Raw genomic sequence first — 25,421 nt, forward strand, 5'->3', positions numbered from 1 at the left:
AAGGCCAGCCTCAGCTGGCCCTTTTCATCCCCATCACCCGCGCACGTGCGCGAGGATCACTATCGAACAGGGCTGCCAGTTGCTCGGTCATTGCGCCTGCCAGTTGTTCGACGTCAGTGATCGTCACCGCGCGGTCGTAATAGCGGGTGACGTCGTGACCGATGCCGATGGCCAGCAGTTCCACCATTTTGCGCTTTTCCACCATGGCGATCACGTCGCGCAGGTGTTTTTCCAGATAATTAGCGGGGTTGACGCTGAGCGTTGAATCGTCAACTGGTGCACCATCCGAAATCACCATCAGAATTTTGCGTGCTTCGCGCCGGGCCAGCATTCGGCGATGCGCCCATTCCAACGCCTCGCCATCGATATTCTCTTTCAGAAGCCCCTCTTTCATCATCAGGCCCAGATTGGGCCGTGCGCGCCGCCAAGGGGCATCCGCGCCCTTGTAGATGATGTGGCGCAAATCATTAAGACGCCCCGGCTGTTGCGGGCGACCATCGTTCAACCACGCCTCGCGCGCCAATCCGCCTTTCCACGCGCGGGTGGTAAAGCCCAAAATCTCAACCTTCACATTGCAGCGTTCCAGCGTGCGCGCCAGAACATCCGCACAGATCGCCGCAATAGAAATCGGACGCCCGCGCATCGAGCCCGAGTTGTCCAACAACAGCGTTACCACCGTGTCGCGGAATTCGGTGTCTTTCTCGACCTTGAAGCTAAGCGGCGTAGTCGGGTTTGCCACAACTCGCGCCAGACGGCCCGCATCCAAAATGCCTTCTTCGCGGTCGAATTCCCAGCTGCGGTTCTGTTGTGCCTGCAGGCGACGCTGCAACTTGTTGGCCAATCGGCTAACAGCGCCCTTCAGGGGCTCCAACTGCTGATCCAAATAGGCTCGCAGCCGTTCCAGTTCGGCCGGTTCGGCCAGATCTTCGGCTGCGATCTCTTCGTCATAGGTGTTGAGATAGACCTTGTAATCGGGATCAGCTTCGGATGCCGGCGGGGGGGCAGGGGGTTCCAGCGGAGCCTCACCTTCGGGCATCTCTGCCTCATCGCCCATCTCATCTTCGGCCATCTCATCCATCGAGACCTGAGCCTGAGACTGGTCCTGCTGTTCTTCCTGCGTTTGCTCGGGCGTGGCGTCGGCGTCCTGCTCCTCTTGGTCATCCTGGCCGGTGCTGTCGGGATCGGGCTGTTCCTCGGCGTCGTCTTCAGCCTGATCTTCCTGTTCGTCGTCCAACTCATCAGGGTCATCGCCCAGCTGGTCGCCGTAACCCAGATCCTTGATCATCTGGCGGGCAAACTTGGCGAATTCCGCCTGGTCCGAGAGCAGTTCGTCTAGGTTTTCCAGCGTGCCACCGGCCTGTTCTTCGATAAATCCACGCCACAGGTTCATGATGTTAGAGGCCGCCGGGGGCAGGTCCCGCCCCGTGGCCAGGTGCCGGATCAGATAGCCCGCAGCAACCGCTAACGGTGCATCCGCTGGCTGCTTGCACTGGTCGTATCCGCGCCGCAGGGCCTCATGCCCAATCTTGACGTCGATATTGCTGGCAGTGCCGGGCATATCCCGCGCACCCATCGCCTCGCATCGCGCGACTTCCATCGCCTCGTACAAATCCCGCGCCATATCACCCGGAGGCGCGTAGCGTGCATGGGTGGCGTCGTCATGGTATTTCCGCTGCAGCGCCAGAGCATCCGCCGTACCGCGTGCCAGCAAAACCTCTTCGCGCGTCATCCGGCGGCTGACTTGCGGCAGACGCATCGACTCGCCCGATATACCAGAAGGGTCGACTGTGTAGGTCACGTTCAATTCAGGGTCGTCGGCCATAACCTTGGTGGCTTCGGCCAAAGCCTTCTTGAACGGATCAGCGGGGTTGTCGTTGGGTTTGCTCATCGGTGGCAGTCCGGTCTTGTTCTGTCCCGGCAACCTAGTGCCAATTCAGGGCCTTGACCATAGGGCCAACCCCGTTTTCGCATGAAACCAGAGCGGGACCTATGGTAAAATCATGGGGTGTCTCGATGGGTGGCGTGCGTCAAACTAACTATAAACTACAGGCCAGGGAGATTGCCCAGCCTTGTGCGCCCCAAAACGACTTGGCGGTTCCTACCTGAACCATCCTACAAGACCCTCAAGCACTCCCTTAAGCCCATTTTTCCGGAACAGTTTCTGATCTTTGCCGTGGTGCGAGCGCATAACGATATTCGTCAAGTCACGCATCTGTCCGGTGTTGAGCTTCATGGGATCGTTTACAGCACTGGAGTTCACTTTCTTGCCGGGCATGTCGGTTAGGTCAAAGCCGTTTTCCCGGCCAAATGCCTCAAGCCCGTGCCGTAAATCGGCAAAATCCAACAGCGACACGCGCGCCCCTGACGCATGCCGGGCGCTTTTGTTGACAGTTAACCTACCTGAAACATTTTTGATATCCAACAAGTCCGAGATGGATTTGTTAGCCGACACAAGTGTCTCAAATTCCTCAAGGTTTATTGGTTCGTTGCGGGGATCAAGGCCGAAACCACCCCCTTCTTGCGCGCTCATCCAGCGGTGGGGCGAATAGTACAGCGAGATCATCCGCTCGACCGGGGGGCGGGCAAAGGCATAAGCGGTATATTCGGCAAAGGCCGGGCCAATCAGTTGGCTGTATTCCGCAAGTGTCTGATGCTTGGACTTGGTAGCGTCACCGCTTAATTCGAACCGGTCTGTGCCGTCTTGGTGGCCGCTGGTGACGATGGCATCGTCTGAGAACCGAAGGAAACAGCGCGTAAAAAAGTTTCCTCCGGTTTTCGGTACGTGGATGAACACGCATTTTTGCGCGGCAAATTGCACCTACTTATCCCAGGCTTGTGCTGGCAGCGCTTTCCGGCAGTTCCTCGTCAAAGCAACGCTGATAGAACTCGGCGACGGTTTGGCGTTCCAGTTCGTCACATTTGTTCAGGAAAGACAGGCGGAAGGCGTATCCTACGTCACGGAAAATCTCGGCGTTCTGGGCCCAGTTGATCACGGTCCGCGGGCTCATCACGGTAGACAGGTCGCCGTTCATAAAGGCGGTCCGGGTCAGATCAGCAACGGTCACCATCTGGCTGACGGTTTTGCGGCCTTTCTCGGTATTGTAATGCGGCGCTTTCGACAGGACGATCATCGTCTCGGCGTCGTGGCTCAGGTAGTTCAGGGTCGAGACTAGCGACCAACGGTCCATCTGCGCCTGGTTGATCTGCTGCGTCCCGTGATAGAGGCCAGTGGTGTCACCCAGACCCACGGTGTTTGCAGTGGCGAACAGGCGGAAATTCGGGTTCGGCGTGATGATTTCGTTCTGGTCCAGCAAAGTCAGTTTGCCGTCATGTTCCAGCACGCGTTGGATCACGAACATCACGTCGGCGCGGCCTGCGTCGTATTCGTCGAATACGATGGCTACGGGGTTGCGCAGCGCCCACGGCAGGATGCCCTCGTGGAATTCTGTGACCTGCTTGCCGTCGCGCAGTTTAATCGCGTCTTTACCGATCAGGTCGATCCGGCTGATGTGGCTGTCCAGGTTCACACGTACAGCGGGCCAGTTCAGACGGGCGGCAACCTGTTCGATATGGGTCGATTTACCGGTGCCGTGATAGCCTTGAATCATAACCCGGCGGTTATGTGAAAACCCTGCCAGAATCGCCAGTGTGGTTTCGGGATCAAACTTATAGGTCGGGTCGATGGCTGGAACCCGATCACTGCGCTCTGCAAAGCCTTTGACCGCCATGTCGGTATCAATGCCGAATACGTCCCGAACCGAGATTTCCTCGGTGGGTTTTGCGTTGATATCAATCGATCCGTCAGCCATTCGCCTTGTCCTTATCCTTTGGCCCGTTTTGCCGGGTTTGAACCCGTGTGTGGTGCAACATATTGCCGGGAAGGGCAAGGGAAAGAGGCGCCGCGCGGAGGCTGAGAGGATGTTTCTTCGAAACTGGCCTTATAGAAGTGCTCGACAAGCGATCGTGGTCGCTCATTCGAACCTTGGGCGACACAAATAAGTTCCATTCGAAACAGGCCGAGGGGCGCGTTCTTCCTCCAACTTTTGGCGCTCTGGCTGATAGTGCTAATTAGGCAGAGTGCAGGTTCAGCTTGAGATAGGCGCTAGGGGACAAGACCAAATTAACGGTAACCAAAGGGTAAGCTCATGAATCGGGGTCCCAAAACAAACTAATGAATTAGAATATTCAGAAGTTAATGTTGGGTTAATCGACGCGTGATAAGCTCCGGATATCGTTTCCGTTGTGCGTTAAACAGTAAGTTTTGCGATGTCGCTTGTTATTTCAGGTCCCTCTTCTATCTCGATCCCCAGCGGGTCGACCTCGGTTATGCAGCAGTATACCACGACCAAAGCTGTGTCTTGGAGCGTGACCGTAACTGGCTCAGGTGGCTTGAATCCTTCCGACTACACTGTATCGATTTCATCCAGCGGAGTTTTGACCGTTGAACTTACACCGGGCGCTGACATTCCCCCGAATACACAACTTACGGTTCTAATACGGGCGACGACGGGGAATCCGGGAAATGGTAACAATGCCTCTCTCAGTGTGACAGTTGACCTGCCTGCCGGAACAGTACCGTGTTTTGTGAAGGGGACGCTGATAGAAACTAAAAATGGCCCTTGCCCCGTCGAAGAACTGTCGGTTGGCGACAGGGTTTGCGTATCTGATGGTCAAACCCTTCCTATTGTATGGATCGGGAAACGAACACTCAGCGCTCAGACTTTGCGCTTCCAGCCAAGGTTTCGCCCAGTGAGAATTCAGCGCAACGCGTTAGGCAAAGGTCTGCCCAACCGCGATCTGTACGTATCCCCGCAACACCGGATTGTGATTGAAGGCTGGCGGGCTGAGTTGCTATTTGGGGAACCGATGGTCTTCTCGGCCGCGATTCATCTGGTCAACGATGATACGATCCGTCAGATAGGAACGGATGAGCCCGTCACCTACTTTCACATTGCCTGCGAGCAGCATGCCATCCTGTCCTCGCATGGCCTGCAAAGTGAAAGCCTGTATGTCGGCGGTCAGTCTTTGAATTCTTTCAGCCGCGAAGATGTTGACGAACTGCGCGTGCTATTTCCCGAACTCAGTGACAGCGCGCAGGTGCCAAAAACCAAACTTCGTTGCTTGAAACGCCCCGAAGCGCAGGCGCTGCGGGGTACGTTTTCAGCGTAGTAGAGCTTACTTAAAATTCCGGCTGTCCTTGATCTGATCCCAGGCCCAGACGACCTCTTGCAGCTGTTCCTCTTGGGAGCGGTCGCCGCCGTTCATGTCCGGGTGCAATACCTTGATCAGCTTTTTGTAGGCCTTGCGCACCTCAGCCTTGGACCAGCTGTCCTGCGCTTCAAGAATCTCGATTGCGCGGCGTTCGGTGGGGGGCAGGCGGCGGCCTCCGGAATTGGCGCGGCCGGGGTTCTTAGTAGCGTTCTCGCCCAGAACCTGATGCGGGTCCTCGATGCCCAGACGGGCCCAGGCACGCGCTTCGGGGTCGCCCATCGGCTTGGTCTCACGCTCCCACACTTTGTCTTTTGAGCGCTGAGCGTTCAACTCGGCCTCGGTGGTGCCGTCGAAGAAGTTCCACTTGTTGTTATATTCGCGGACGTGCTGCTGGCAGAACCAGTAGAAGTCGTCCAGCACATCCGGCGCCTTGGGCGCACGAAACTTACCGGCCTCCTCACAACCCTCGTGATCGCAGATTCGCGTCGAGGTCTCTGACGCACCCGACATCCCCCGGCGCCCGCGCGGGTTCTTTTTCTTTGCGCTGGAAACGGACATATCGAATCCGAAGGGGTCTGATTTTACCATGCTCTGATCCTCGACAAGGCATCTTTTCGACTCGGAGGCAGCAGTTTAGTCTAAGCAGCCGAAAGTAGAAGAGGGGGAGCGGTAAATTTTTTGCCGCTGAGCGAAAAAATGAGCGTGAGTGACGAAATCTATCAGCGCCTTGAAGCCGCGTTCAATCCGCGTGAGCTGGAGGTCGTCGACGACAGCGAAAGCCACCGCGGCCATGCCGGGTATCAGGACGGAGGCGAGAGCCATTTCAATGTCCGCATCCGCGCCAGCGCGTTCGAGGGCCAGTCCCGCGTCGCCAGCCACCGCGCTGTACACAAGGCGCTGGGCGATATCGTGCCGCGCATCCATGCTCTGGCGCTGGATATTGGGGGGTAGCTGGCCCAAAGTGCTTTGAGGGGAGGGATCAAATGTCCAGAACGGAGACGGCCTTTACGCTCGAGTCCACCCTGACCTGCCCATCCTGTGGGCACGTCGAAACGGAAACCATGCCCACGGACGCGTGTCAGTGGTTCTATGAATGCAAATCCTGCCACCAAGTGCTGAAGCCTCTGGAGGGCGATTGCTGCGTCTATTGCTCATACGCAACGGTGCCTTGCCCTCCGATACAACAGGGAAAAACGTGCTGCGCTTGACTTGAGACTCGCCGCGATCAGGGCTTTTCCTGAGGTTCGGATTTCGCCTCGGACCCTTTCAGCGACAGGGGCGGGTCATTCACCTCTTCGGCAATCGGAGCCGGGGCAACAACTGTTTCGGGTCCAGGTACGGGTTGCGCCAGCGGCACGCTGTCCGGCGTTTCGGTTGGGTTACGGGTCGAGACAAAAGACGCCTCGATCTCGCGCCGAAAGACCAACACATTGCGCCAGTTCACGGCTGAACCGGTCAGGCCAGTGCGTTCCTCGCTGGGCAGCAATTCGGCCCGCTGATATTCCCAGCCGTCTTGCCCCATCTCGTTCAGCAGCTGTTCCACGGATGCTGCAAACCGTCCTTCGGCGGTTTTGACGCCCTTGGCCTTGGTGCCTTTTTGCGGGGCTGGGACAACTTTGTATTCGTAGCGCTGCATCGGATTTTCCTGGTTGCCGTGTTCCGGCAATCTAACATGTTGGCGATTTTGGGAAAGTCATCATCGCATGGACGTGGCGGAAAGAAAAACGGCAGGGTTTTGTTCAAACCCCGCCGCGACTGTTCGATATCTCGAAGGCTTTACGAGCCCAGCTTCTTGCTGACCAGCTCGTTCACTGCCTTGGGGTTGGCCTTGCCACCCGTGGCTTTCATTACCTGGCCGACAAACCAGCCCGCCAGTTTCGGGTTCACCTTGGCCTTTTCAACCTGCGCTGGGTTGGCGGCGATGATCTCATCCAGTGCAGATTCAATCGCGCCGGTGTCGGTCACCTGTTTCATGCCACGCTCTTCGACGATCTGCGCCGGGTCGCCGCCCTCTGTATAGACAATCTCGAACAGGTCCTTGGCGATCTTGCCCGAGATCGCATCCGATGCGATCAGGTCAATGATTCCACCCAATTGTGCCGGCGACACGGGCGACTCGGTGATGTCGTGGTCTTCTTTCTTGAGGCGACCGAACAATTCGTTGATGACCCAGTTTGCGGCCAGCTTACCGTTGCGGCCCTTGGCAACTTCTTCGAAATAGGCGGCCGATTCCACCTCGGCGGTCAGCACGGAAGCGTCATAATCGGTCAGGCCGAATTCGCTTATGAAGCGCGCCTTCTTGTCGTCGGGCAGCTCTGGCAGTTTGGCGGCGATATCGTCCACCCATGCCTGCTCGATCTCAAGCGGCAGCAGGTCGGGGTCGGGGAAATAGCGATAGTCGTGCGCCTCTTCCTTGGACCGCATCGAGCGGGTCTCGCCCTTATCCGGGTCATACAGGCGGGTTTCCTGATCGACCTTGCCGCCGCCTTCGACGATGGCAATCTGACGACGGGCTTCAACCTCGATCGCTTGCTGGATAAAGCGCATCGAGTTCATGTTCTTGATTTCGCAGCGGGTGCCCAGATGCGAGAAATCCTGCGTTTCCTGGTATTTCTCATACGCGCCCGGCAAACAGATCGAGACGTTCACATCAGCCCGCAGGTTGCCGTTTTGCATGTTGCCATCACAGGTGCCCAGATAGCGCAGGATCTGACGCAGCTTGACGATATAGGCCGCCGCTTCTTCGGGTCCGCGAATGTCGGGGCGGCTGACGATCTCCATCAGGCAGACACCGGTCCGGTTCAAATCGACAAAGGACATATGCGGGTCCATGTCGTGGATCGATTTGCCCGCATCCTGCTCCATATGGATGCGTTCGATCCGCACGTTGCGCGCGGTTCCATCACCCATTTCAACCAGCACTTCACCTTCACCCACAATCGGGTGATAAAGTTGGGAAATCTGGTATCCCTGCGGCAGGTCAGGATAGAAATAGTTCTTGCGGTCAAACGCCGATTTCAAGTTGATATCCGCCTTCAGGCCCAGCCCGGTGCGGACGGCCTGTTCGACGCAGTATTCGTTGATCACTGGCAGCATGCCCGGCATCGCCGCGTCCACAAAGGCCACGTTCGCGTTCGGTTCGGCCCCAAATTGGGTCGACGCTCCCGAGAACAGTTTGGCATTGGACGAGACCTGCGCATGCACCTCCATCCCGATCACCAGTTCCCAATCGTGCTTGGCCCCGGCAATGGTTTTGGGTTTGGGCATTTCATATGTCAGGTCGAGCATGGCGCGCCTCATTTCCGCAGAAGTCTAAGCCTGCGTATTAGGCCCGGCAGGGGCGAGGGGCAAGGGGGAATCAGTGTTGAGACAGGCGCAGACCAGACGGTGTAAAGGTCACGTCCGTGCCGCTGCGCAGTTCCTCGCGGAACAGATCACGGATGGCACGCAACGCATCGCGCTTGCCGCGGGCTGCAAACCGTTCGGCAGAATTGATGCGAACCGAGTTGTTGAACCCATTCGCGGCATGCGCCCAGATCAGCGGGTGCAGTTCAGTCATGTGGTCGCGGATCAGCCTGTTTGCAGATTCGTGAATTTGCGAGCGCACAAGGTCGGCCTTTTCGTTCAGGCCCTGACCGTTCTGTATCGTGATGGCGCAATAGGCCGACAGCATGTTGACGGTCTGCTGATCGGGGCGGCGATGCAAAATGTCATCCAACCCTTCCAGGAAGTACTCGACATCCAGACGAGCGCAGGCCTCTTCGTCCAATGCGATGGCGTCAAACTGGACCCAAGTATAGCCGCCAGCGCCCCAGATGTCGCCAGTCCGCGCGGCGTTCCGCAGTGCCTGAACTTCAAGCTTTTCATAGCTGCCAAACCAACGCGGCAGCAGATGCGTGCCCATCGCCCGCATAGGCCGCTGATTGTGCGGATCCAGGGAGATCAGGCGTTCGTATTCTTCGGCTACACGCTGGTTGGTCTTCCGTTGACCTGCCAACAGGGCACAGCTTGCGGCTGCGACAATGGGGCTGTCTGGCAACGCAGCGCGGCATGTCGGCAAAAGGTCTGCGGCCCGGTCGAAATGGGCCGCGCAACGCGACCGGTGAAGGGGCGGCAACGTGGCATCCGTTGCGGTTCCGCGCCATGCCCAGGCCAGGTCAATGTGTGCTAAGGCGACCACCAGCGTAATCATCGGATCACTCGGATGCTCACGCATTTCGTCTTCAAGCTCTGAGATACCGCCCAGCAAGTCATATTCGCACAGCGCGCTGCCATCCGACAGGGCATGTTCCACTGCCAATACAACGTCGGAACGCGCGCCAAAGGCCAACAGATCGGCAATCGGTGTTGCGTCCGATGCGATTGCGCGGTCCTTGTCGGCGGCATGCATCATTTTGGACAGCTTGGCCCAGCGGTCCTGTCTGGCCAGTGTGCGCCCTTCTTCAATGGTGTTACGGGCGGTCAGGTCTTCGGTCCTGATATCGGCCACTGGAATGTTCAATTGCCCTTTATCCGGCAGTGATGCCGTCACCGCGCAGTCGGTTACCCGCACGTTTTGCGTGGAATGACCCTTGGATAAATAAGAAAGGGCCTCACGTGCCCTGAAAAACCGAAACATGGTAAAACTCGAAACCGTAACAAACTGGTAAGTTAGCTTGAAACTTTTACCGAAAATCACCTCAAATTCAAGTTTTTTGGGGGGTGTTGTGTGACAGGCCGGGAGAATAGGTCCCTTTCCGACTGATTGTTTCAGAAAACAGTGAAATGGTGCCGTTCAACCCGTAATCCGGCGTCTTGCAGGACAGTTTCAAGGGTCTTGTGGGGTGGTGTGGCTTCATCCGGCAGCCGAATCCGCTTGCCCGAGGCCAGAACCAGTGACGTGCGCACGGAAAAGTCCCAGCGCGTGTCGAGCCGGACATGGTCGATATCGGCCAAGGCAACCTCAGCCTCGCGATTGCCTGAAAACCATCGTATTGCGCGGTGATCCAAGGTTAGTCCGGCACTTGTGCCATGCGCAATGTCCCAAAGGGCGGGCAGGGTGGGCAAGCTCAGCAACCCAACCAGCCACCACGCCGCATCGAACAGAATAACCAACGCGATCAGCCCCGCGTAGACGCACATCAGGATCACGACGGCGCGTGGCGTCCCGTTGTGGCGTTGGAAAGTAAACGGGGTCATGCGCCGAGGATGCGAGACACCATTTCCGTTGTATCCCGCGACAGGTTCTGTGTGTCGGCGATACGCGTCAGCTGAACTTTCATCAGGTCCTGACGATCGGTGTCATAGCGTTTCCAAGTCTGGAAGGCAGAACACATCCTGGCGGTGGTCTGGGGGTTAACCGGGTCCAGCCTGATCAGCCAGTCTGCCAACAACGCATATCCTGCCCCGTCCGCACGATGGAACCCGGCGTGGTTCATCGCCAACGCCCCCATGACTGCCCGGAACCTGTTGGGGTTCTTCCAATTGAAATCAGGGTGCTTGGTCAATGTGCGCGTAACATCCGGCGTAGTTTCAGGAGAGGCCGTTGTCACCTGCAGGCCGAACCACTTATCGACCACCAGCCGGTCATGCTGCCACTGCCTGTAAAAGTCCGCCAGTTCGGTTTGGCCCGCGCCCGCCCGCAACAGGCAAGACAGGGCGGTCAGTTGGCGGGTCATGTTGTCGGCTGCTGCGTATTCCTCGACCGCTTTGGCACCGCCATCCAGCCGCGAAGTCAAGTACAGTACTGCGCCACCAAGCGCCCGCTTGCCGGCCTGATCAGCATCGGGGCTGAACGGCGCGTCGATCAGTGTTTCGCTGTGCAGCCTTGGCAGCAGGTCCTGCACATGCTGTGCGGTCGCTTGGCGCAGGGTTTCGACGGCGGTCCATATCGCCATCGGATCAGGAGTATTACCACTTTCAAACAAGGCCGCAGCCAGTTCGGATTGCGTTGGCAGACCCAACATCAAAGAGCGATAGGCTGAGTCCAGATCGCCGTCACGCAGCACGGCCAACATACCATCCAGATAGTTCGTTCCCGGCGCTGAATCTTCGCGGATCATGCGCAGCAGCGTATCTTGCGCAAGCGACCGCCCTGCCTGCCAACGGTTGAACGGATCGGTGTCGTGGGCCAGCAAAAATGCGCGTTCGGCATCCGTGTGGTCATGTTCCAGAATGACCGGGGCCGAGAAATCGCGCAGGATGGAGGCCACAGGTTTTGCTGCCAGTCCAGTGAAAGTAAAGCTTTGCTCGGCTTCGGTCAGCTCCAACACTTCGGTGGCGCGCACTTCGTCCCCGTTCTGGCCCAGCAGGCCCACGGCGACGGGGATCACCTGCGGCAGTTTCTTGGGCTGGCCGGGTGTAGGCTTGGTGCTTTGTGACAGGGTTAGGGTATAGGTGCCATCCTGCCAGTCTTCGGCAACTGAGATGCGCGGCGTGCCGGATTGGCTGTACCAGCGTTTGAACTGGGTCAGATCGCGGCCTGTCGTGTCCTCAAACACCTTGACCCAGTCTTCAATAGTACAGGCCTGCCCGTCATGGCGGTCGAAATAGAGGTTTAGCGCCTGCGCATAGGCCTGATCCCCGACCAACCGTTTGAGCATTCCAATCAGCTCGGCGCCTTTTTCATAAACTGTCGCGGTATAGAAGTTGTTGATTTCCTGAAAGCTTTCGGGTCGAACGGGGTGTGAAAGCGGGCCATTGTCTTCGGGAAATTGCCGTGCGCGCAGGTCGATCGCATCATGGATGCGTTTCACCGGGGCCGAGCGCATATCGGACGTAAACTGCGCATCGCGAAACACCGTCAGGCCCTCTTTCAGACACAGCTGGAACCAATCGCGGCAGGTAATGCGGTTGCCGGTCCAGTTATGAAAATACTCATGGGCAATGATTGCCTCGATCCGCTCGAAATTGGCATCGGTCGAGGTTTCGGGGCTGGCCAGAACGGCGGAGGAGTTGAAGATGTTCAGCCCCTTGTTCTCCATCGCGCCCATGTTGAAGTCATCAACGGCCACGATGTTGAACACGTCCAGATCATATTCGCGGCCATAGACGTCTTCGTCCCATTTCATCGACTTTTTCAGCGCCCCCATCCCAAAGGCGCATTTGCCTTCGTCTCCGGGGCGCACCCAGAGGTTCAGTTCCACGTCACGGCCCGACATGGTGGTGAACTGACCGGGATGGGCGATCAGGTCGCCTGCGACCAACGCGAACAGATAGGCGGGTTTGGGCCACGGGTCGGTCCACTCAGCCCAGCCTTCTCCCTTGCCCGAGGGGTTGCCGTTGGACAGCAAGACCGGCAAGTCACCGTTGATGCGTACGGTGAACACGGACATCACGTCGGGCCGGTCGGGGTAATAGGTGATCTTGCGGAAACCTTCAGCCTCGCACTGGGTGCAATACATGCCGTTCGACATATACAGGCCCTCAAGCGCGGTGTTGTTACCGGGGTCGATCTCGACAACGGCCTCCCAGATGAAGGGCGCATTGGGGACTTCAACAGTCAAGCCCTTGTCGGTGACATTGGGGGTGACTTCGACCCCGTCAACAACCGCCCAGATCAGGGTCAGGTCTTCGCCATGCAAAAAAAACGTACGATCCGTTGCCTCGGGGTTGGGGCGGAACGCAATACGAGACGTAACGCGTGTGGCATGATCTGCCAGATCAAACGTCAGATGCACGCTGTCCACAAGATAGCCAAAAGGCGTGTAATCTTTCAGATAGATCGTGGTGGGGGCAGCGTCACGCATCGGGGGCCTCGTATCGGTTGAGTTCTGGCGTGACGTTATGGGGATCACTTGTCAGCCGCAAGCCGATGCTGGGTATTCCGAGCCGCCAGGCAGGTCAATTTGGTCTTCAAATTCCACCGGAAACTTGAGGGGTCTGTTGCCTATCGGAAACTTTCGCACTAATTGACGCCTGCATGCCAACGTACACAATGCGGGAGAATTGACTTATGAGCGGCAGAGAAACCCGGAAAGGGCTGCAGATTGCCTGGGAGCTGGCGGCTTTCATCGAAAATCAGGCATTGCCTGGAACAGGTGTCACGCCCGAGGTGTTCTGGTCCGGTTTCGCCCGCTTGGTTGATGAGCTTGGCCCAAAAAATCGGGAACTACTTGCCAAGCGGTCGGAAATTCAAAGCCGTCTTGATGGTTGGCATCTGGAACGCAAGGGGCAGGCCCATGATGCCGCCGCATACGAGGCATTCCTGCGAGAAATCGGGTATCTGGTAGAAGAAGGTCCCGATTTCCAGATTGAAACGGCAAATGTCGATCCCGAAATCGCAGCAATCCCCGGGCCGCAGTTGGTTGTTCCGATTACCAATGCCCGTTTTGCCCTGAACGCTGCGAACGCCCGTTGGGGCAGTTTGTATGATGGGCTGTATGGCACTGATGCGATGGGTGATCTTCCCACTGGCAAAGGATATGACACTGAACGCGGCGCACGGGTGATCGCCTGGGCCAAAGGTTTTCTGGATGACGCTGCACCGCTGGCCAGCGGTTCGTGGGCGGATGTCTCGGGACTGCGTGTGGAAAACGGAGCACTGGTGCCCGCGCTGGCGGACTCCTCGCGTTTTGTTGGATATGGCGGCGCCGCTGAAAACCCCGAATTCGTACTGCTGAAGAACAACGGTCTGCACGTCAAAATCGTGATCGATCCGTCCAGCACGATCGGCGCATCCGACCCGGCAGGCATCGCCGATGTGGTCGTCGAAGCGGCCTTGTCAACGATCATGGACTGCGAAGACTCGGTTGCTTGTGTTGATGCCGAAGACAAGGTTGTGGCCTATGGCAACTGGCTGGGCCTGATGAAAGGTGACTTGACGCAAGAGGTTTCCAAAGGCGGAAATACCTTCACCCGCAAGCTGGCAGAGGATGTCGATTACACCACCGCAGATGGAGAGCAGGCAACGCTGAAAGGCCGCTCGCTGATGCTGGTGCGTAACGTGGGTCACCTGATGACCAACCCCGCCGTACTGGATGCCGACGGCAATGAGACCGGTGAAGGTCTAATGGATGCGCTCTGCACCACTGTGATCGCAATGCACGATCTGCAGCGCGAAGGCGGCAATTCGGTCAACGGGTCGGTTTACGTGGTGAAACCCAAGATGCACGGGCCGGAAGAGGTGGCATTCTCGGTCGAGATTTTTGACTTGGTCGAAGACATTCTCGGTCTGCCGCGCAACACCGTAAAACTGGGCATCATGGATGAGGAACGCCGCACTTCGGCCAACCTCAAGGAATGTATCCGAGCTGCGAAATCGCGCGTGGCTTTCATCAATACCGGCTTTTTGGACCGGACGGGGGACGAGATTCATACCTCGATGGAAGCAGGTCCGGTGCTGCCCAAAGGCGACATCAAGAACACGCCCTGGATTGCGTCTTACGAAGACCGTAACGTCGATATCGGTCTGGCTTGCGGCCTGAAGAGCAAGGCCCAGATCGGTAAAGGCATGTGGGCGATGCCCGACCGTATGGGTGAGATGCTTGAGGTCAAGATCGGCCATCCGCAATCCGGCGCGACCTGCGCCTGGGTGCCGTCACCGACCGCTGCGACCCTGCACGCCACGCATTACCACAAGGTCGACGTTCTGGCCCGTCAGGACGAACTGGCCGCTGGTGGCGCCCGTGGCACATTGCGGGATTTGCTGACGATACCGCTGCTGGATGGCCGCAACCTCAGCGAAGATGAGATCACGCGTGAGATCGAAAACAGCGCTCAGGGCATTTTGGGATATGTCGTGCGCTGGATTGATCAGGGCGTGGGCTGCTCGAAAGTGCCGGATATCAACGATGTGGGTCTGATGGAGGATCGGGCAACCTGCCGGATCTCCTCGCAAGCGCTGGCCAACTGGCTGCATCATGGTGTCGTCAGTAAAGAACAATTGATGGCTGCGATGCAAAAAATGGCTGCCGTGGTGGACCGTCAGAACGAAAATGATCCTGAATACTCGCCGATGGCGCCGGGGTTCGACGGGATCGCCTTCCAGGCCGCGTGTGATCTGGTATTCAAGGGACGTATTCAACCTTCGGGGTATACCGAGCCGGTTCTGCATGCGCGCCGTCTTGAACTGAAAGCCAGCCTTTAACTTCGCAAAAACGTTAGGACACACCATGACCATTTCTCTGCGCAAAGCCCGCACGATCATTCGCAAAACTCTTGAGAAAGGCCGCGAGATGGAGCTGAAGCCGCTCTCGGTCGTGGTCTTGGATGCGGGTGGGCACGTCATCGCGTTTGAACGTGAAGATGGCGCAGCGCCCGGCCGTTTCGCTATCGCGCATGGTAAGGCTTATGGGTCGGTCATGCTGGGCATGGCGGGCACTGCGCAAATGCAACGTGCCGAAGCTCAGGCTTATTTCATGAATGCGGTGAACGGCGTTTATGGTGGTCAGGTTGTGCCGGTTCCGGGGGGAATTTTGCTGCGTGATCGCAAGGGCGCGGTGATCGGGGCCATTGGTGTGACAGGCGACACATCGGACAATGATGTCGTTGCGGGTATGACCGGGGTCGAGGGGGCAGGCCTGACCGGAGAAGCCTGATTTCGATCAGCCTGTGGTGCTGGTTTTTCCAGAGAATAGGGAAAAACTCTCAAAAACTTGGTATCATTTGTAATTCTGTTCCGACATTTGCCGTATAGCCCGAACGTTTTGTGCGCAGTTGAACACGTCCTTGCGCCGTCATGCAGGACGTGTTCTGTTGCACGTTCTTTCTGCTGAGGATAGCTTCCCTGTTAGTTACAGAAACTGCAAGGAATGCGGAATGTCTCGACCTGTCGTCGGTATCATCGGCAACTCTTACCTTATGAACGATGAATACCCTACCCATGCGGGTGGAACGATGAACTCTGAGGCCGTGGCTAATGTTTCGCATTGTCTGCCGCTGCTGATCCCATCCGACCCGCGCTTTGTCACGGTTGAGGAATTGCTTGAGGTCTGCGACGGGTTCCTGCTGACCGGTGGGCGCCCGAATGTACATCCCGAAGAATACGGCGAGGACGCCACTGACGCGCATGGTGAGTTCGACCGGGCGCGGGATGCGGTCACTTTGCCTTTGGTTCGCGCCTGTGTTGAGCGTGGTCAGCCCTTCATGGGCATCTGCCGCGGGTTTCAAGAGGTCAACGTCGCCATGGGCGGCACGCTCTATCCTGAAATACGCGATTTGCCGGGTCGAATGAACCACCGCATGCCCCCGGACGGAACTTTGGAAGAGAAGTTTGCCTTGCGACATGTGGTGACACTGGACGAAGGTGGCGTATTCCACCAACTATTCGGCGCGCCCGAAGTGATGACCAACACTTTGCACGGGCAGGGTATCAAGACGGTCGGTGACCGTGTTGTCATCGACGGCCACGCGCCTGATGGTACGCCCGAGGCGATCTATATCAAGGATGCGCCAGGCTTTACTCTATCGGTGCAATGGCACCCTGAATGGGATGCAATGAACGATCCCGTTTCCCGACCTTTGTTCGAGGCATTCGGTGCCGCAGTACGGGCATGGGCCACCGGTTCGGATGCCAGTCTGGTACAGCAACGGGCGTGAATGTCGCGCTGATCCACAAAGGGGACTGGCGCATTGCAATCAAATCAACAGATCAAACTGCTGATTCAGAGGCAGCTTTCGGGCGCGTTCTCCGGTCAGATCAAACAACGCATTGCCAAGCGCCGGCATTGATGGCGGCGTTCCGGGTTCGCCCGCGCCACCCATGTGGCGGTTGGTTTCCAGCACGCGCACCTCAACCTGCGGAGCAGTATGCATTCGGATCGCATCGTAGTCGGGGAAGTTGTATTGCTCGACCTCACCTTCGGCAAAGGTGATCTCGCCGAAGCAGGCTGCTGACAGACCATACATCATGCCGCCGAACATCTGCGCTTTGACGTTCTCGGGGTCCAGAGCCAGCCCCATATCACAGGCAATCCACGCCTTGTTGATGCGGATGGTGCCGTCTTCGTCTACCACCTCGATCACTTGTGCGACCGGAGTACCGAAACTGTAGGTGAACGCCACGCCGCGCCCCACGCCGTCCGGTGTCTGCCCGGTCCAACCGGACATTTCGCGCACCGCTTCAAGGCATCCGGCCGAGGGTGCATGTTCACTCTTCATCAGTTCCAACCGGAATTCCAGCGGGTCGCGGCCCGCGGCATAGGCCATCTCATCCATGAAGGTTTCGTGGAAGAAGCCGTTATGGCTGTTGCCGACCGACCGCCAGAACCCGACGGGGACGTCAAGTTTGGGGATGTGGCCGCTCATGCGGTAGTTCGGCACCGCGTAGGGCTGGTTGAAAAAACCTTCGACCAGAACCTTGTCCGGGCCGGCACCAGGCATGCCAGTGTATCTCGTCACGGCCTGCTGAGTGCAGGATTGCGCCGAAACTTTGCCGTCAATCAGAACTGCCTTGCCGTCCTGCACTGCCCCGCGCATCCGGGCAATGGCGCCGGGGCGGTAATAGTCGTGGCGCATATCTTCTTCGCGGCTCCAGGTCGTCTGAACCGGGGTGCCGGGCATGGCCATGGCAACCTTGGTGGCAATCTCGCCGAAATCCAGTTCACCCCGGCGACCAAACCCACCACCCAGATATGTGGTGTGGATCTGTACCGCTTCGGTGTCCAGATTAGCGGTGTTGGCCGCGCGAAACCGGATCAGGGTTGGGGCCTGATTGCCGCACCACAGCTCCAACGCATCGCCGGTATACAGCGCAGAGGCGTTCATCGGCTCCATCGTGGCATGGGCCAAATATGGCACTTGATACTCTGCGGTAATCTCGGTTGCGCCTTCGGGTGTGACGCTGACATCGCCATCGTCGCGCATTGTCGAATTCGCCGAGTCATCAAACGCCTCGGCGATCTTGGTGAAAATGCCATCCGTCTCGGGCGGGTAGGGGGCGTCACCCCAATCCACGTCGATGGCCTCGACTGCTTGATTGGCGAGCCACGTGTTGTTGGCAATCACGGCGACACCTGTGCCCAGATCAACGATTTTCTCGACCCCCGGCATGGATTGCGCGGCGCTGTCGTCAAAACCATTCATCGCGCCGCCCAGCTTGGGGTTCATGCGCACGGCCGCGAATTTCATCCCCGGCAGGCGAACGTCGACGCCAAACTCGGCGGTACCAGTTGCCTTTTCGACCATGTCCAGACGCGGCTGGGTTTGGCCCAGATAACGCCATTCGGACGGATCGCGAAGGGGCACTTCGACCGGCTCAAGTCCGGCGGCGTCTACGGCCAAGTCCGTATAGGCAATCTTGTCGCCATTTGGCGCGATGACATGCCCTGCGGCAGTTCCCAGTTCCGACGGGTCAACACCTAAACGAAGGGCCGCAGCGCGTTTGAGCGTGTCTCGGGCCGAGGCACCGGCCCGACGCATCCGCTCGAACCCATCCTTCATCGATGTCGACCCGCCGGTGACCTGGAGGTGAAGAGCTTTGCCAAGCACACCCAGCGCTTCGCCCAGATTGTGCTGGAAGTCCGATATGTCATAACCCTTGTTAGGCAGACCTTCCCCCAGCATGGCAGAGTTATAGTAGGCCGCTGCCGCCGGACCGTGCAGCACAGTGATCTGGTTCAGATCCACGTCCAATTCCTCGGCAATCAGCGCGGCCCATGTGGTCTTGACACCCTGACCCATTTCAGCGCGCGGTGCAAAGAGGGTTACGCCGTTTTGGTCGATCAGGACAAACGGGTTCAACGCCGCCTGACCCTCGCCAGGTTTTAGCGGGTTCGCGGCGGGGCGGCTGACATAATAGGCGCCGAATGCTACGCCGCCGACAATTGCGGCCGAGCCGATCAGGAAAGTGCGGCGAAGGATTTTACCAACAGAAGCCATGAGTTACGCCTCCTTCAGTTTGCCAGCCGCGTCATGGATCGCAGCGCGGATACGGGGGTAGGTGCCACAACGACACAGGTTGCCCTGCATCGCCTCATCAATATCGGCGTCCGAAGGTGCAGGGTTTTCAGCCAGCAACGCAGCGGCCTGCATGATCTGGCCCGACTGGCAATATCCGCACTGCGCCACCTGATGATCGACCCAGGCTTGCTGGATTGTCGCCATCGTACCCGGCGTCCCGATACCTTCAATCGTGGTGACATCGCCCCAAACATCCGACAGGCTCACCTGGCACGAGCGCACAGCCTCGCCATCAATATGAACTGTGCAGGCACCACAGGCCGCCACGCCGCAGCCGAATTTGGTGCCGGTCAGGCCGACCTCATCGCGCAAGACCCAAAGCAAGGGGACGTCATCGGGCAGGTCAACCCGATGTTGCTTACCGTTAATCTTCAGGGTGGTCGCCATGGCGCACCTCATCTGGCTGTGGCTGGTTGCTGACATATTTAGCGCAAAGTGTCAGTGTGTCAATTGACAAAATATACAAAAAATGTCAAAGGTTCTGGTATGACGGAAGCAGTTGAAGATTTACGGCAAAAAACCATCCTGAACTCGGCTTTTCAGGCTTTTGCCGCCTATGGGTACCGAAAAACCTCGATGGATGACATTGCGCAGGGGGCGGGGATGTCCCGGCCGGCGCTGTATCTGCATTTCAAGAACAAAGAGGCGATCGTCAGTAAACTGACCGAGATCTACTATGTCGAAAAATGCGCGGCTGTTGCCGAGGCGCTGGCAACGTCAGGTTCAGTGTCCGAGGTTCTAGCCAGTGCGATTCAGGCGCAGACGGCAGGGATGGCCGCGATACTGGCCTCGCCTCATGGGCTTGAGATGCTGGACAACACCAAATCCTTGTCCGCCGAGATCATCGAGGAGGGTGAGGCTAAACTGTCAGGGCTATACGCGGATTGGCTGACACAGCAAGAACGAGCCGGGCGGGTGCGCCTGCTGGCCGGTGCGGCCGAGACTGGTCGGACGATTACGGCCACGCTTAAGGGGCTCAAGCTGATCGGTGCAGGTGCAGAGGTCTATGAACAGCAGGTTGCGCAGATCGCGGCGTTGATCGGTGCGGGGCTTGAGGTCAGGTAACCCGCTGCCGCACTTTGAATTCCGGTGCATCCCATAAACGGTTTTGCATAATGTCAGCCAAGATTTCGACAGCGCGCTCGACGTCCCTCGCGTCGATATACAAAGGCGTGAACCCGAAGCGCATGATATCCGGCGCACGGAAATCTCCGATCACGCCGCGCGCGATCAGAGCCTGCATGGCGGCGTAACCTTCAGTAAACCGAAACGAGACCTGACTGCCGCGCTGCTGCGGATCACGTGGGCTGGCCAGTTCCAACTCAGGGCAGGTGCCTTCGACACGGGCTATGAACAACTCGGTCAAGTCGATGGATTTGGCGCGCACATCAGCCATGTCCGCCATGTCCCAGATGTCCATCGCGGCGGACAGGGCGGTCATTTGAAGGATCGGAGGGGTGCCGACCCGCATCCTCTCGATCCCGCTGCCGGGGCGGTAGTCCAGGTCGAAGGCGAAGGGTGCCTCGTGCCCCAGCCAACCTGACAAGGCCGGACGGGCGCGATCTGTCAAGCGTGGCGCGACATAGATAAAGGCTGGCGCACCGGGGCCCCCGTTAAGGTATTTATATGTGCAGCCCACCGCGAAATCGGCGTTGCAGCCGGACAGGTCCACTGGGATAGCTCCGGCGGAATGGGCCAGATCCCAGACAGTGACCGTCCCGTTTGCATGTGCCAGTTCGGTCAGCGCCTTCATGTCGTGTATGCGCCCGCTGCGATAGTCCACCTCGGTCAGCATCAACACGGCGACGTCGTCGGTTATGTTAGCGGCCACGTCCTCGGGTGCGACAACGCGTAGTTCATAACCCGGCCCCAGCGAGCGTAGTAGCCCGTCCACCATATACAAATCAGACGGGAAGTTGCCGTTATCCGACAGGACCACCTTGCGGTCCGGGCACAGTTCCAGCGCAGATGCCACGGCCTGATACACTTTGATCGACAGGGTGTCGCCGGTCACAACCGTCCCGGGTTCCGCGCCGATCAGACGGCCAATGCGGTCGCCCAGGCCGGTCGGCAAACCCATCCATCCGGCCTTGTTCCAGCCGGTGATCAGCATCTGGCCCCATTCCTTGACCATCATGTCACTGACACGATCACTGGCAGCCAGCGGCAACGGACCCAGCGAATTGCCGTCCAGATAAATGACATCCTCGGGCAGATCGAACATGGCTTTGGTCGCGGCAAAGTCGGTCATGGGCGGCTCACTACTTTGTGTTGTGTTGCTTTCTTTCGGCCTAGCCGATCCGTATCGGCCTGTCCATTGATGCGACAACCTGAGCTTTTGCCATTTCGGTTCGAAAGCGGTAGGACATCGGCCAGAAACGACATGCCTGTGCATGTTGTCAGTTGCGGGGATGCGCATGCACCGGATCGACATACCGCCCGTCTGGCTTGTTGGGTTCGCTTTTCTGGCCTGGCTGCAGGCGCGTCATTTCCCCCTGGGCTTGTCGCTGGACGGTGGACTGACTGACTTGTTAAGCGGGTTGCTGATCGGGGGCGGCATTCTGCTCGCCGTATTGGCGATTATGGAGTTTCGCCGTCACAAAACAACCGTTATCCCGCACGAAACACCTTCGGCGCTGGTTCAGTCAGGCATTTATAAACGCAGCCGCAACCCGATCTATGTTGGCGATGTTCTGATTCTGGCTGGTTTGGTTTTACGGTTTGATGCTGTGCTGTCTCTGATCCTTATCCCAATCTTCGTCTGGGTGCTTGAGCGCCGGTTCATTCTGCCCGAAGAAGACCGCCTGCGCCGTACTTTTCACGCTGATTTTGCCCGTTACGAACGTAAAACCCGCCGGTGGGTTTAGGATGGATAGACCGATAATATCATATCGTGAATGCTGCACTTGCGAAATAATGTTGCGCAAGATACATGTTTGCTTAACGAAGAATACCGACCACCCGCTCAGCTTGAGTGAGAACTAGGGGGACTGCCAGTGAAGATAGGCACACCGAAGGAAATATATGAGGGCGAGAACCGCGTTGCGATGACGCCGGACTCTGCGGTGCAGTTGCAGAAACTGGGCTATGAGTGCCTGATTGAGAAAGGCGCTGGGGCTGCTGCGGGCTTTTCGGATGCGGCGTATGAGGCTGCAGGCGTTGAGTTGGTCAAGACCGCCGCATCGCTGTGGAAAGCGGCTGACATTGTTGCCAAGGTCCGACAGCCCGACGCAACCGAGCTAAAGCGACTGACCAAGGGCAAGACGCTGATTTCCTTCTTCAACCCGGCAGGGAACGAAGAAGGGATGGAAGCGGCTAAGGCCAAGGGCGCCAACGTCATCGCCATGGAGATGGTGCCGCGTATTTCCCGCGCACAAAAAATGGATGCGCTGTCGTCAATGGCCAATATCGCCGGTTACCGAGCGGTAATCGAAGCGGGCAACAACTTTGGCCGGTTCTTTACCGGTCAGGTGACGGCGGCCGGTAAGGTGCCGCCTGCGAAGGTGCTGATCGTAGGGGCCGGTGTTGCCGGTCTGGCGGCGATCGGGACCTCGACCTCGCTGGGTGCGATCACTTACGCGTTCGACGTGCGCCCCGAAGTGGCCGAACAGGTCGAATCCATGGGCGCCGAGTTTGTCTATCTGGATTTTGAAGAAGACCAGCAGGACGGCGCGGCCACCGGTGGTTATGCCAGCGTCCAGTCGGACGAGTTCCGCGAGGCGCAGCTGGCCAAGTTCCGTGAACTAGCGCCGGAAATGGACATCGTCATCACCACGGCGCTGATCCCCAACCGCGAAGCGCCCGAGCTTTGGACCAAGGATATGGTCGAGGCGATGAAGCCGGGCTCGGTCATTGTTGACCTTGCGGCGGAAAAGGGCGGCAACTGCAAGCTGACCGTCGCGGATGAGAAGGTCGTGACCGACAATGGCGTGACCATCATCGGCTATACCGACTTCCCCAGCCGGATGGCGGCGCAATCGTCGTCTCTGTACGCGACCAACATCCGCCACATGATGACGGACCTGACCCCTGAGAAAGACGGTCAGATCAATCACGACATGGAAGATGACGTGATCCGTGGCGCGACCGTGACCCATGAGGGCGAGATCACCTTCCCGCCGCCACCGCCTAAGGTGCAGGCGATTGCGGCGCAGAAAAAACCCGAGGTCAAGGAACTGACCCCGGAAGAGAAAAAGGCGCAAGAGATTGCGGCCTTCAAGGCGCAGACCAAACAGCAGTTCACCCTGCTGGGTGTCGGTGGCGCGCTGATGCTGCTGGTGGGGCTGATCGCTCCGGCCAGCTTCATGCAGCACTTCATCGTCTTTGTGCTGGCGATCTTTGTGGGCTTCCAGGTGATCTGGGGCGTTGCACACAGTCTGCACACACCGCTGATGGCGATCACCAACGCGATCTCGTCGATCATCATTGTTGGGGCCTTGATGCAGATCGGATCGGGGTCGTTCCTGGTTATTCTGCTGGCGGCGCTGTCTGTCTTCATGGCCGGGATTAACATCTTCGGCGGCTTCCTCGTAACCCGGCGCATGCTCGCCATGTTCCAGAAATCTTAAGGAGGCCGGGCACATGGAATTTGGCTTCACTACTGCCGCCTACGTTGTTGCGGCTGTTCTGTTCATCCTTTCGCTCGGCGGATTGTCGAACCAGGAAAGTGCCAAGCGCGCGGTCTGGTATGGCATCGTCGGTATGGCGCTGGCGGTTTTTGCCACGCTGGTTGGTCCCGGTTCGGGGCTGTGGCTGCTGTCGCTGCTGCTGATTGCGGGCGGTGGCCTGATCGGTCAGTACGTCGCACAACGCGTGCAGATGACCGAGATGCCGCAGCTGGTGGCTGCGATGCACTCGCTGGTTGGTCTGGCGGCTGTGTTCGTTGGCTTCAACGCACATTTTGAGATTGGCAACGTGGCGCAGGTCATGGCCATTGCCGACAGTGCAAAAGAAGCGGACCTTTCTGATCTGGGGGCATTCGCCAAGCTGATTGCCAAGAAAACCTCGGCTGAGTTGGCAATCCTGCATGTCGAACTGTTCCTGGGCATCTTCATCGGTGCGATCACCTTTACCGGGTCGGTCGTGGCCTATGGCAAGCTGGCCGGCAAGGTCACATCGGCGGCGACCAAGCTTCCGGGCGGTCATGCGCTAAATGCGGCGGCTGCAGGTCTCTCGCTGATCTGCTTGGTCTGGTACACCTCGACCGGCGGCTTCTTCCCGCTGTTCCTGATGACGCTGGCCGCGCTGTTCATTGGCTATCACCTGATTATGGGAATCGGCGGTGCCGACATGCCCGTGGTTGTGTCGATGCTGAACTCGTATTCGGGTTGGGCCGCGGCGGCGATTGGCTTTTCGTTGGGCAACGACCTGCTGATCGTGGTTGGTGCGCTGGTGGGCTCGTCCGGTGCGATCCTGTCCTACATCATGTGTAAGGCGATGAACCGTCACTTTGTCAGCGTAATCCTGGGCGGCTTTGGTGGCCCGCAGGGCGAACAGATGGCCGTGGAGGGTGAGCAGATTGCCATCGAGGCCGATGGTGTGGCCGCAGCGCTGAACGATGCTGACAGTGTCATCATCATCCCCGGCTATGGCATGGCCGTGGCGCAGGCGCAGCAGTCGGTATCCGAACTGGTCCGCAAGCTGCGCGCCCAGGGCAAGAACGTGCGCTTTGCGATCCACCCGGTCGCGGGCCGTCTGCCGGGCCACATGAACGTGCTGCTGGCCGAGGCGAAGGTGCCGTATGACATCGTGCTGGAGATGGACGAGATCAACGACGACTTCCCCGAAACGGATGTGGCCATCGTCATCGGCTCGAACGACATCGTGAACCCTGCGGCACAGGAAGACCCCAACAGCCCCATCGCCGGCATGCCGGTTCTGGAATGCTGGAAGGCGAAACAGGTGTTCGTGTCCAAACGCGGCCAGGGCACCGGGTATTCGGGCATCGAAAACCCCCTGTTCTTTAAGGAAAACACCCGCATGTTCTATGGCGACGCAAAGGCCAGCTTGGACAAGCTTCTGCCCATGATCGACTGAGCTTGGGGTGTAACCAAATTGCAAAGGGCGCCTTCGGGCGCCCTTTTCTTATTTGTAGTGAAGGAGGCTCTGCCTCCGGACCTTGGGGATATTTGTAGCCAGATGAAGCAGGCGGATTTTGATAGACTGGTCTGACGTGGTGGGTGTCAGGAGAGTAGCCACGCAGAAAGTAAACGGCATAGGTGGTGTGTTCCTTCGGGCCCGCGACCCAGACGCGTTGAGCGCGTGGTATGAGAAACACTTGGGCGTCAATCATTACGATCCTTTGCCCTGGTAGCAGCGCGAAGGGTTTACTG

22 protein-coding genes are annotated in these 25,421 nt (G+C 58.2%); 10 read left to right on the forward strand and 12 right to left on the reverse strand.

Features of this window, described 5'->3' with window-relative positions; genetic code table 11:
- Positions 1-10: 10 nt before the first annotated feature.
- The 3 genes from cobT to cobS form a co-directional block, all read right to left on the reverse strand.
- Positions 11-1,888 carry a cobaltochelatase subunit CobT gene (gene cobT / locus ACR3EP_RS01700; protein WP_170348067.1) on the reverse strand — a complete coding sequence of 626 codons (1,878 nt, stop codon included), beginning with the start codon at positions 1,886-1,888 and terminating at the stop codon, positions 11-13.
- Between the two features lie 210 nt (positions 1,889-2,098).
- Complete coding sequence (locus ACR3EP_RS01705; RefSeq protein ID WP_480636007.1) at positions 2,099-2,818, reverse strand: sulfotransferase family 2 domain-containing protein; 720 nt, start codon at positions 2,816-2,818, stop codon at positions 2,099-2,101.
- Positions 2,819-2,822: 4 nt separating this feature from the next.
- Positions 2,823-3,809 (reverse strand): cobaltochelatase subunit CobS, encoded by a 987-nt coding sequence (gene cobS, locus ACR3EP_RS01710; protein WP_170360236.1) that lies wholly within the window; start codon positions 3,807-3,809, stop codon positions 2,823-2,825.
- 517 nt (positions 3,810-4,326) lie between these two features.
- Here cobS and ACR3EP_RS01715 point away from each other — a divergent pair.
- On the forward strand, positions 4,327-5,169 hold the full coding sequence (locus ACR3EP_RS01715; protein WP_480636009.1) for a Hint domain-containing protein: 843 nt from the start codon (positions 4,327-4,329) through the stop codon (positions 5,167-5,169).
- A gap of 6 nt (positions 5,170-5,175) precedes the next feature.
- Here the strand turns inward: ACR3EP_RS01715 and ACR3EP_RS01720 are convergent, their stop codons facing one another.
- Positions 5,176-5,799, reverse strand: coding sequence for a J domain-containing protein (locus ACR3EP_RS01720; protein WP_170348074.1), 624 nt, complete (start codon positions 5,797-5,799; stop codon positions 5,176-5,178).
- Positions 5,800-5,907: 108 nt separating this feature from the next.
- On the opposite strand from ACR3EP_RS01720, the gene ACR3EP_RS01725 reads away from it, so the two are divergent.
- Positions 5,908-6,162: a BolA family protein gene (locus tag ACR3EP_RS01725; protein WP_480636011.1), complete on the forward strand. Its 255-nt coding sequence runs from the start codon at positions 5,908-5,910 to the stop codon at positions 6,160-6,162.
- A 32-nt stretch (positions 6,163-6,194) separates the two neighbouring features.
- Positions 6,195-6,419, forward strand: coding sequence for a GDCCVxC domain-containing (seleno)protein (locus tag ACR3EP_RS01730; protein ID WP_226688691.1), 225 nt, complete (start codon positions 6,195-6,197; stop codon positions 6,417-6,419).
- A 17-nt stretch (positions 6,420-6,436) separates the two neighbouring features.
- On the opposite strand, the gene ACR3EP_RS01735 is transcribed toward ACR3EP_RS01730, so the two are convergent.
- The 5 genes from ACR3EP_RS01735 to pepN form a co-directional block, all read right to left on the reverse strand.
- Positions 6,437-6,847 carry a DUF4177 domain-containing protein gene (locus ACR3EP_RS01735; RefSeq protein WP_480636013.1) on the reverse strand — a complete coding sequence of 137 codons (411 nt, stop codon included), beginning with the start codon at positions 6,845-6,847 and terminating at the stop codon, positions 6,437-6,439.
- Between the two features lie 140 nt (positions 6,848-6,987).
- Positions 6,988-8,499 (reverse strand): Asp-tRNA(Asn)/Glu-tRNA(Gln) amidotransferase subunit GatB, encoded by a 1,512-nt coding sequence (gene gatB / locus ACR3EP_RS01740; RefSeq protein WP_480636015.1) that lies wholly within the window; start codon positions 8,497-8,499, stop codon positions 6,988-6,990.
- A gap of 70 nt (positions 8,500-8,569) precedes the next feature.
- Complete coding sequence (locus tag ACR3EP_RS01745; protein WP_480636017.1) at positions 8,570-9,700, reverse strand: hypothetical protein; 1,131 nt, start codon at positions 9,698-9,700, stop codon at positions 8,570-8,572.
- A 260-nt stretch (positions 9,701-9,960) separates the two neighbouring features.
- A complete protein-coding gene (locus ACR3EP_RS01750) occupies positions 9,961-10,389 on the reverse strand; it encodes a hypothetical protein (protein ID WP_170504715.1) in 429 nt (142 codons plus the stop codon).
- Positions 10,386-12,938, reverse strand: coding sequence for an aminopeptidase N (pepN, locus tag ACR3EP_RS01755; protein WP_480636018.1), 2,553 nt, complete (start codon positions 12,936-12,938; stop codon positions 10,386-10,388). The genes ACR3EP_RS01750 and pepN overlap by 4 nt, the downstream gene beginning before the upstream one ends.
- Positions 12,939-13,144: 206 nt before the next feature.
- Here pepN and ACR3EP_RS01760 point away from each other — a divergent pair, with 206 nt between their 5' ends.
- From ACR3EP_RS01760 to ACR3EP_RS01770, 3 genes are all read left to right on the forward strand, one after another.
- The gene (locus ACR3EP_RS01760) at positions 13,145-15,277 is read left to right on the forward strand and encodes a malate synthase G (RefSeq protein WP_480636020.1); all 2,133 of its coding nucleotides are present in this window, start codon (positions 13,145-13,147) and stop codon (positions 15,275-15,277) included.
- A gap of 25 nt (positions 15,278-15,302) precedes the next feature.
- On the forward strand, positions 15,303-15,728 hold the full coding sequence (locus ACR3EP_RS01765; protein ID WP_170348089.1) for a GlcG/HbpS family heme-binding protein: 426 nt from the start codon (positions 15,303-15,305) through the stop codon (positions 15,726-15,728).
- A gap of 220 nt (positions 15,729-15,948) precedes the next feature.
- The gene (locus ACR3EP_RS01770; RefSeq protein ID WP_170348090.1) at positions 15,949-16,728 is read left to right on the forward strand and encodes a gamma-glutamyl-gamma-aminobutyrate hydrolase family protein; all 780 of its coding nucleotides are present in this window, start codon (positions 15,949-15,951) and stop codon (positions 16,726-16,728) included.
- 39 nt (positions 16,729-16,767) lie between these two features.
- Here the strand turns inward: ACR3EP_RS01770 and ACR3EP_RS01775 are convergent, their stop codons facing one another.
- Positions 16,768-19,008, reverse strand: a complete 2,241-nt coding sequence (locus ACR3EP_RS01775) for a xanthine dehydrogenase family protein molybdopterin-binding subunit (RefSeq protein ID WP_480636022.1) — start codon at positions 19,006-19,008, stop codon at positions 16,768-16,770.
- Positions 19,009-19,011: 3 nt separating this feature from the next.
- Positions 19,012-19,476, reverse strand: a complete 465-nt coding sequence (locus ACR3EP_RS01780; RefSeq protein ID WP_480636024.1) for a (2Fe-2S)-binding protein — start codon at positions 19,474-19,476, stop codon at positions 19,012-19,014.
- 99 nt (positions 19,477-19,575) lie between these two features.
- Between ACR3EP_RS01780 and ACR3EP_RS01785 the strand changes: the two genes are divergently transcribed.
- Entirely contained in the window at positions 19,576-20,154 is a 579-nt protein-coding gene (locus ACR3EP_RS01785; protein WP_480636025.1) for a TetR/AcrR family transcriptional regulator, read from the forward strand.
- Here the strand turns inward: ACR3EP_RS01785 and kynU are convergent.
- Complete coding sequence (kynU, locus tag ACR3EP_RS01790) at positions 20,147-21,340, reverse strand: kynureninase (protein WP_170348098.1); 1,194 nt, start codon at positions 21,338-21,340, stop codon at positions 20,147-20,149. The two genes, ACR3EP_RS01785 and kynU, sit on opposite strands and share 8 nt — an antisense overlap.
- A 166-nt stretch (positions 21,341-21,506) precedes the next feature.
- Between kynU and ACR3EP_RS01795 the strand changes: the two genes are divergently transcribed.
- From ACR3EP_RS01795 to ACR3EP_RS01805, 3 genes are all read left to right on the forward strand, one after another.
- The gene (locus ACR3EP_RS01795) at positions 21,507-21,956 is read left to right on the forward strand and encodes a methyltransferase family protein (RefSeq protein WP_170348100.1); all 450 of its coding nucleotides are present in this window, start codon (positions 21,507-21,509) and stop codon (positions 21,954-21,956) included.
- A 129-nt stretch (positions 21,957-22,085) separates the two neighbouring features.
- Positions 22,086-23,657: a Re/Si-specific NAD(P)(+) transhydrogenase subunit alpha gene (locus tag ACR3EP_RS01800; RefSeq protein ID WP_480636027.1), complete on the forward strand. Its 1,572-nt coding sequence runs from the start codon at positions 22,086-22,088 to the stop codon at positions 23,655-23,657.
- Positions 23,658-23,670: 13 nt separating this feature from the next.
- On the forward strand, positions 23,671-25,125 hold the full coding sequence (locus ACR3EP_RS01805; RefSeq protein WP_170360212.1) for an NAD(P)(+) transhydrogenase (Re/Si-specific) subunit beta: 1,455 nt from the start codon (positions 23,671-23,673) through the stop codon (positions 25,123-25,125).
- The last annotated feature ends 296 nt before the right edge of the window (positions 25,126-25,421 follow it).

Source organism: Ruegeria sp. BB10 (genome assembly GCF_056535725.1).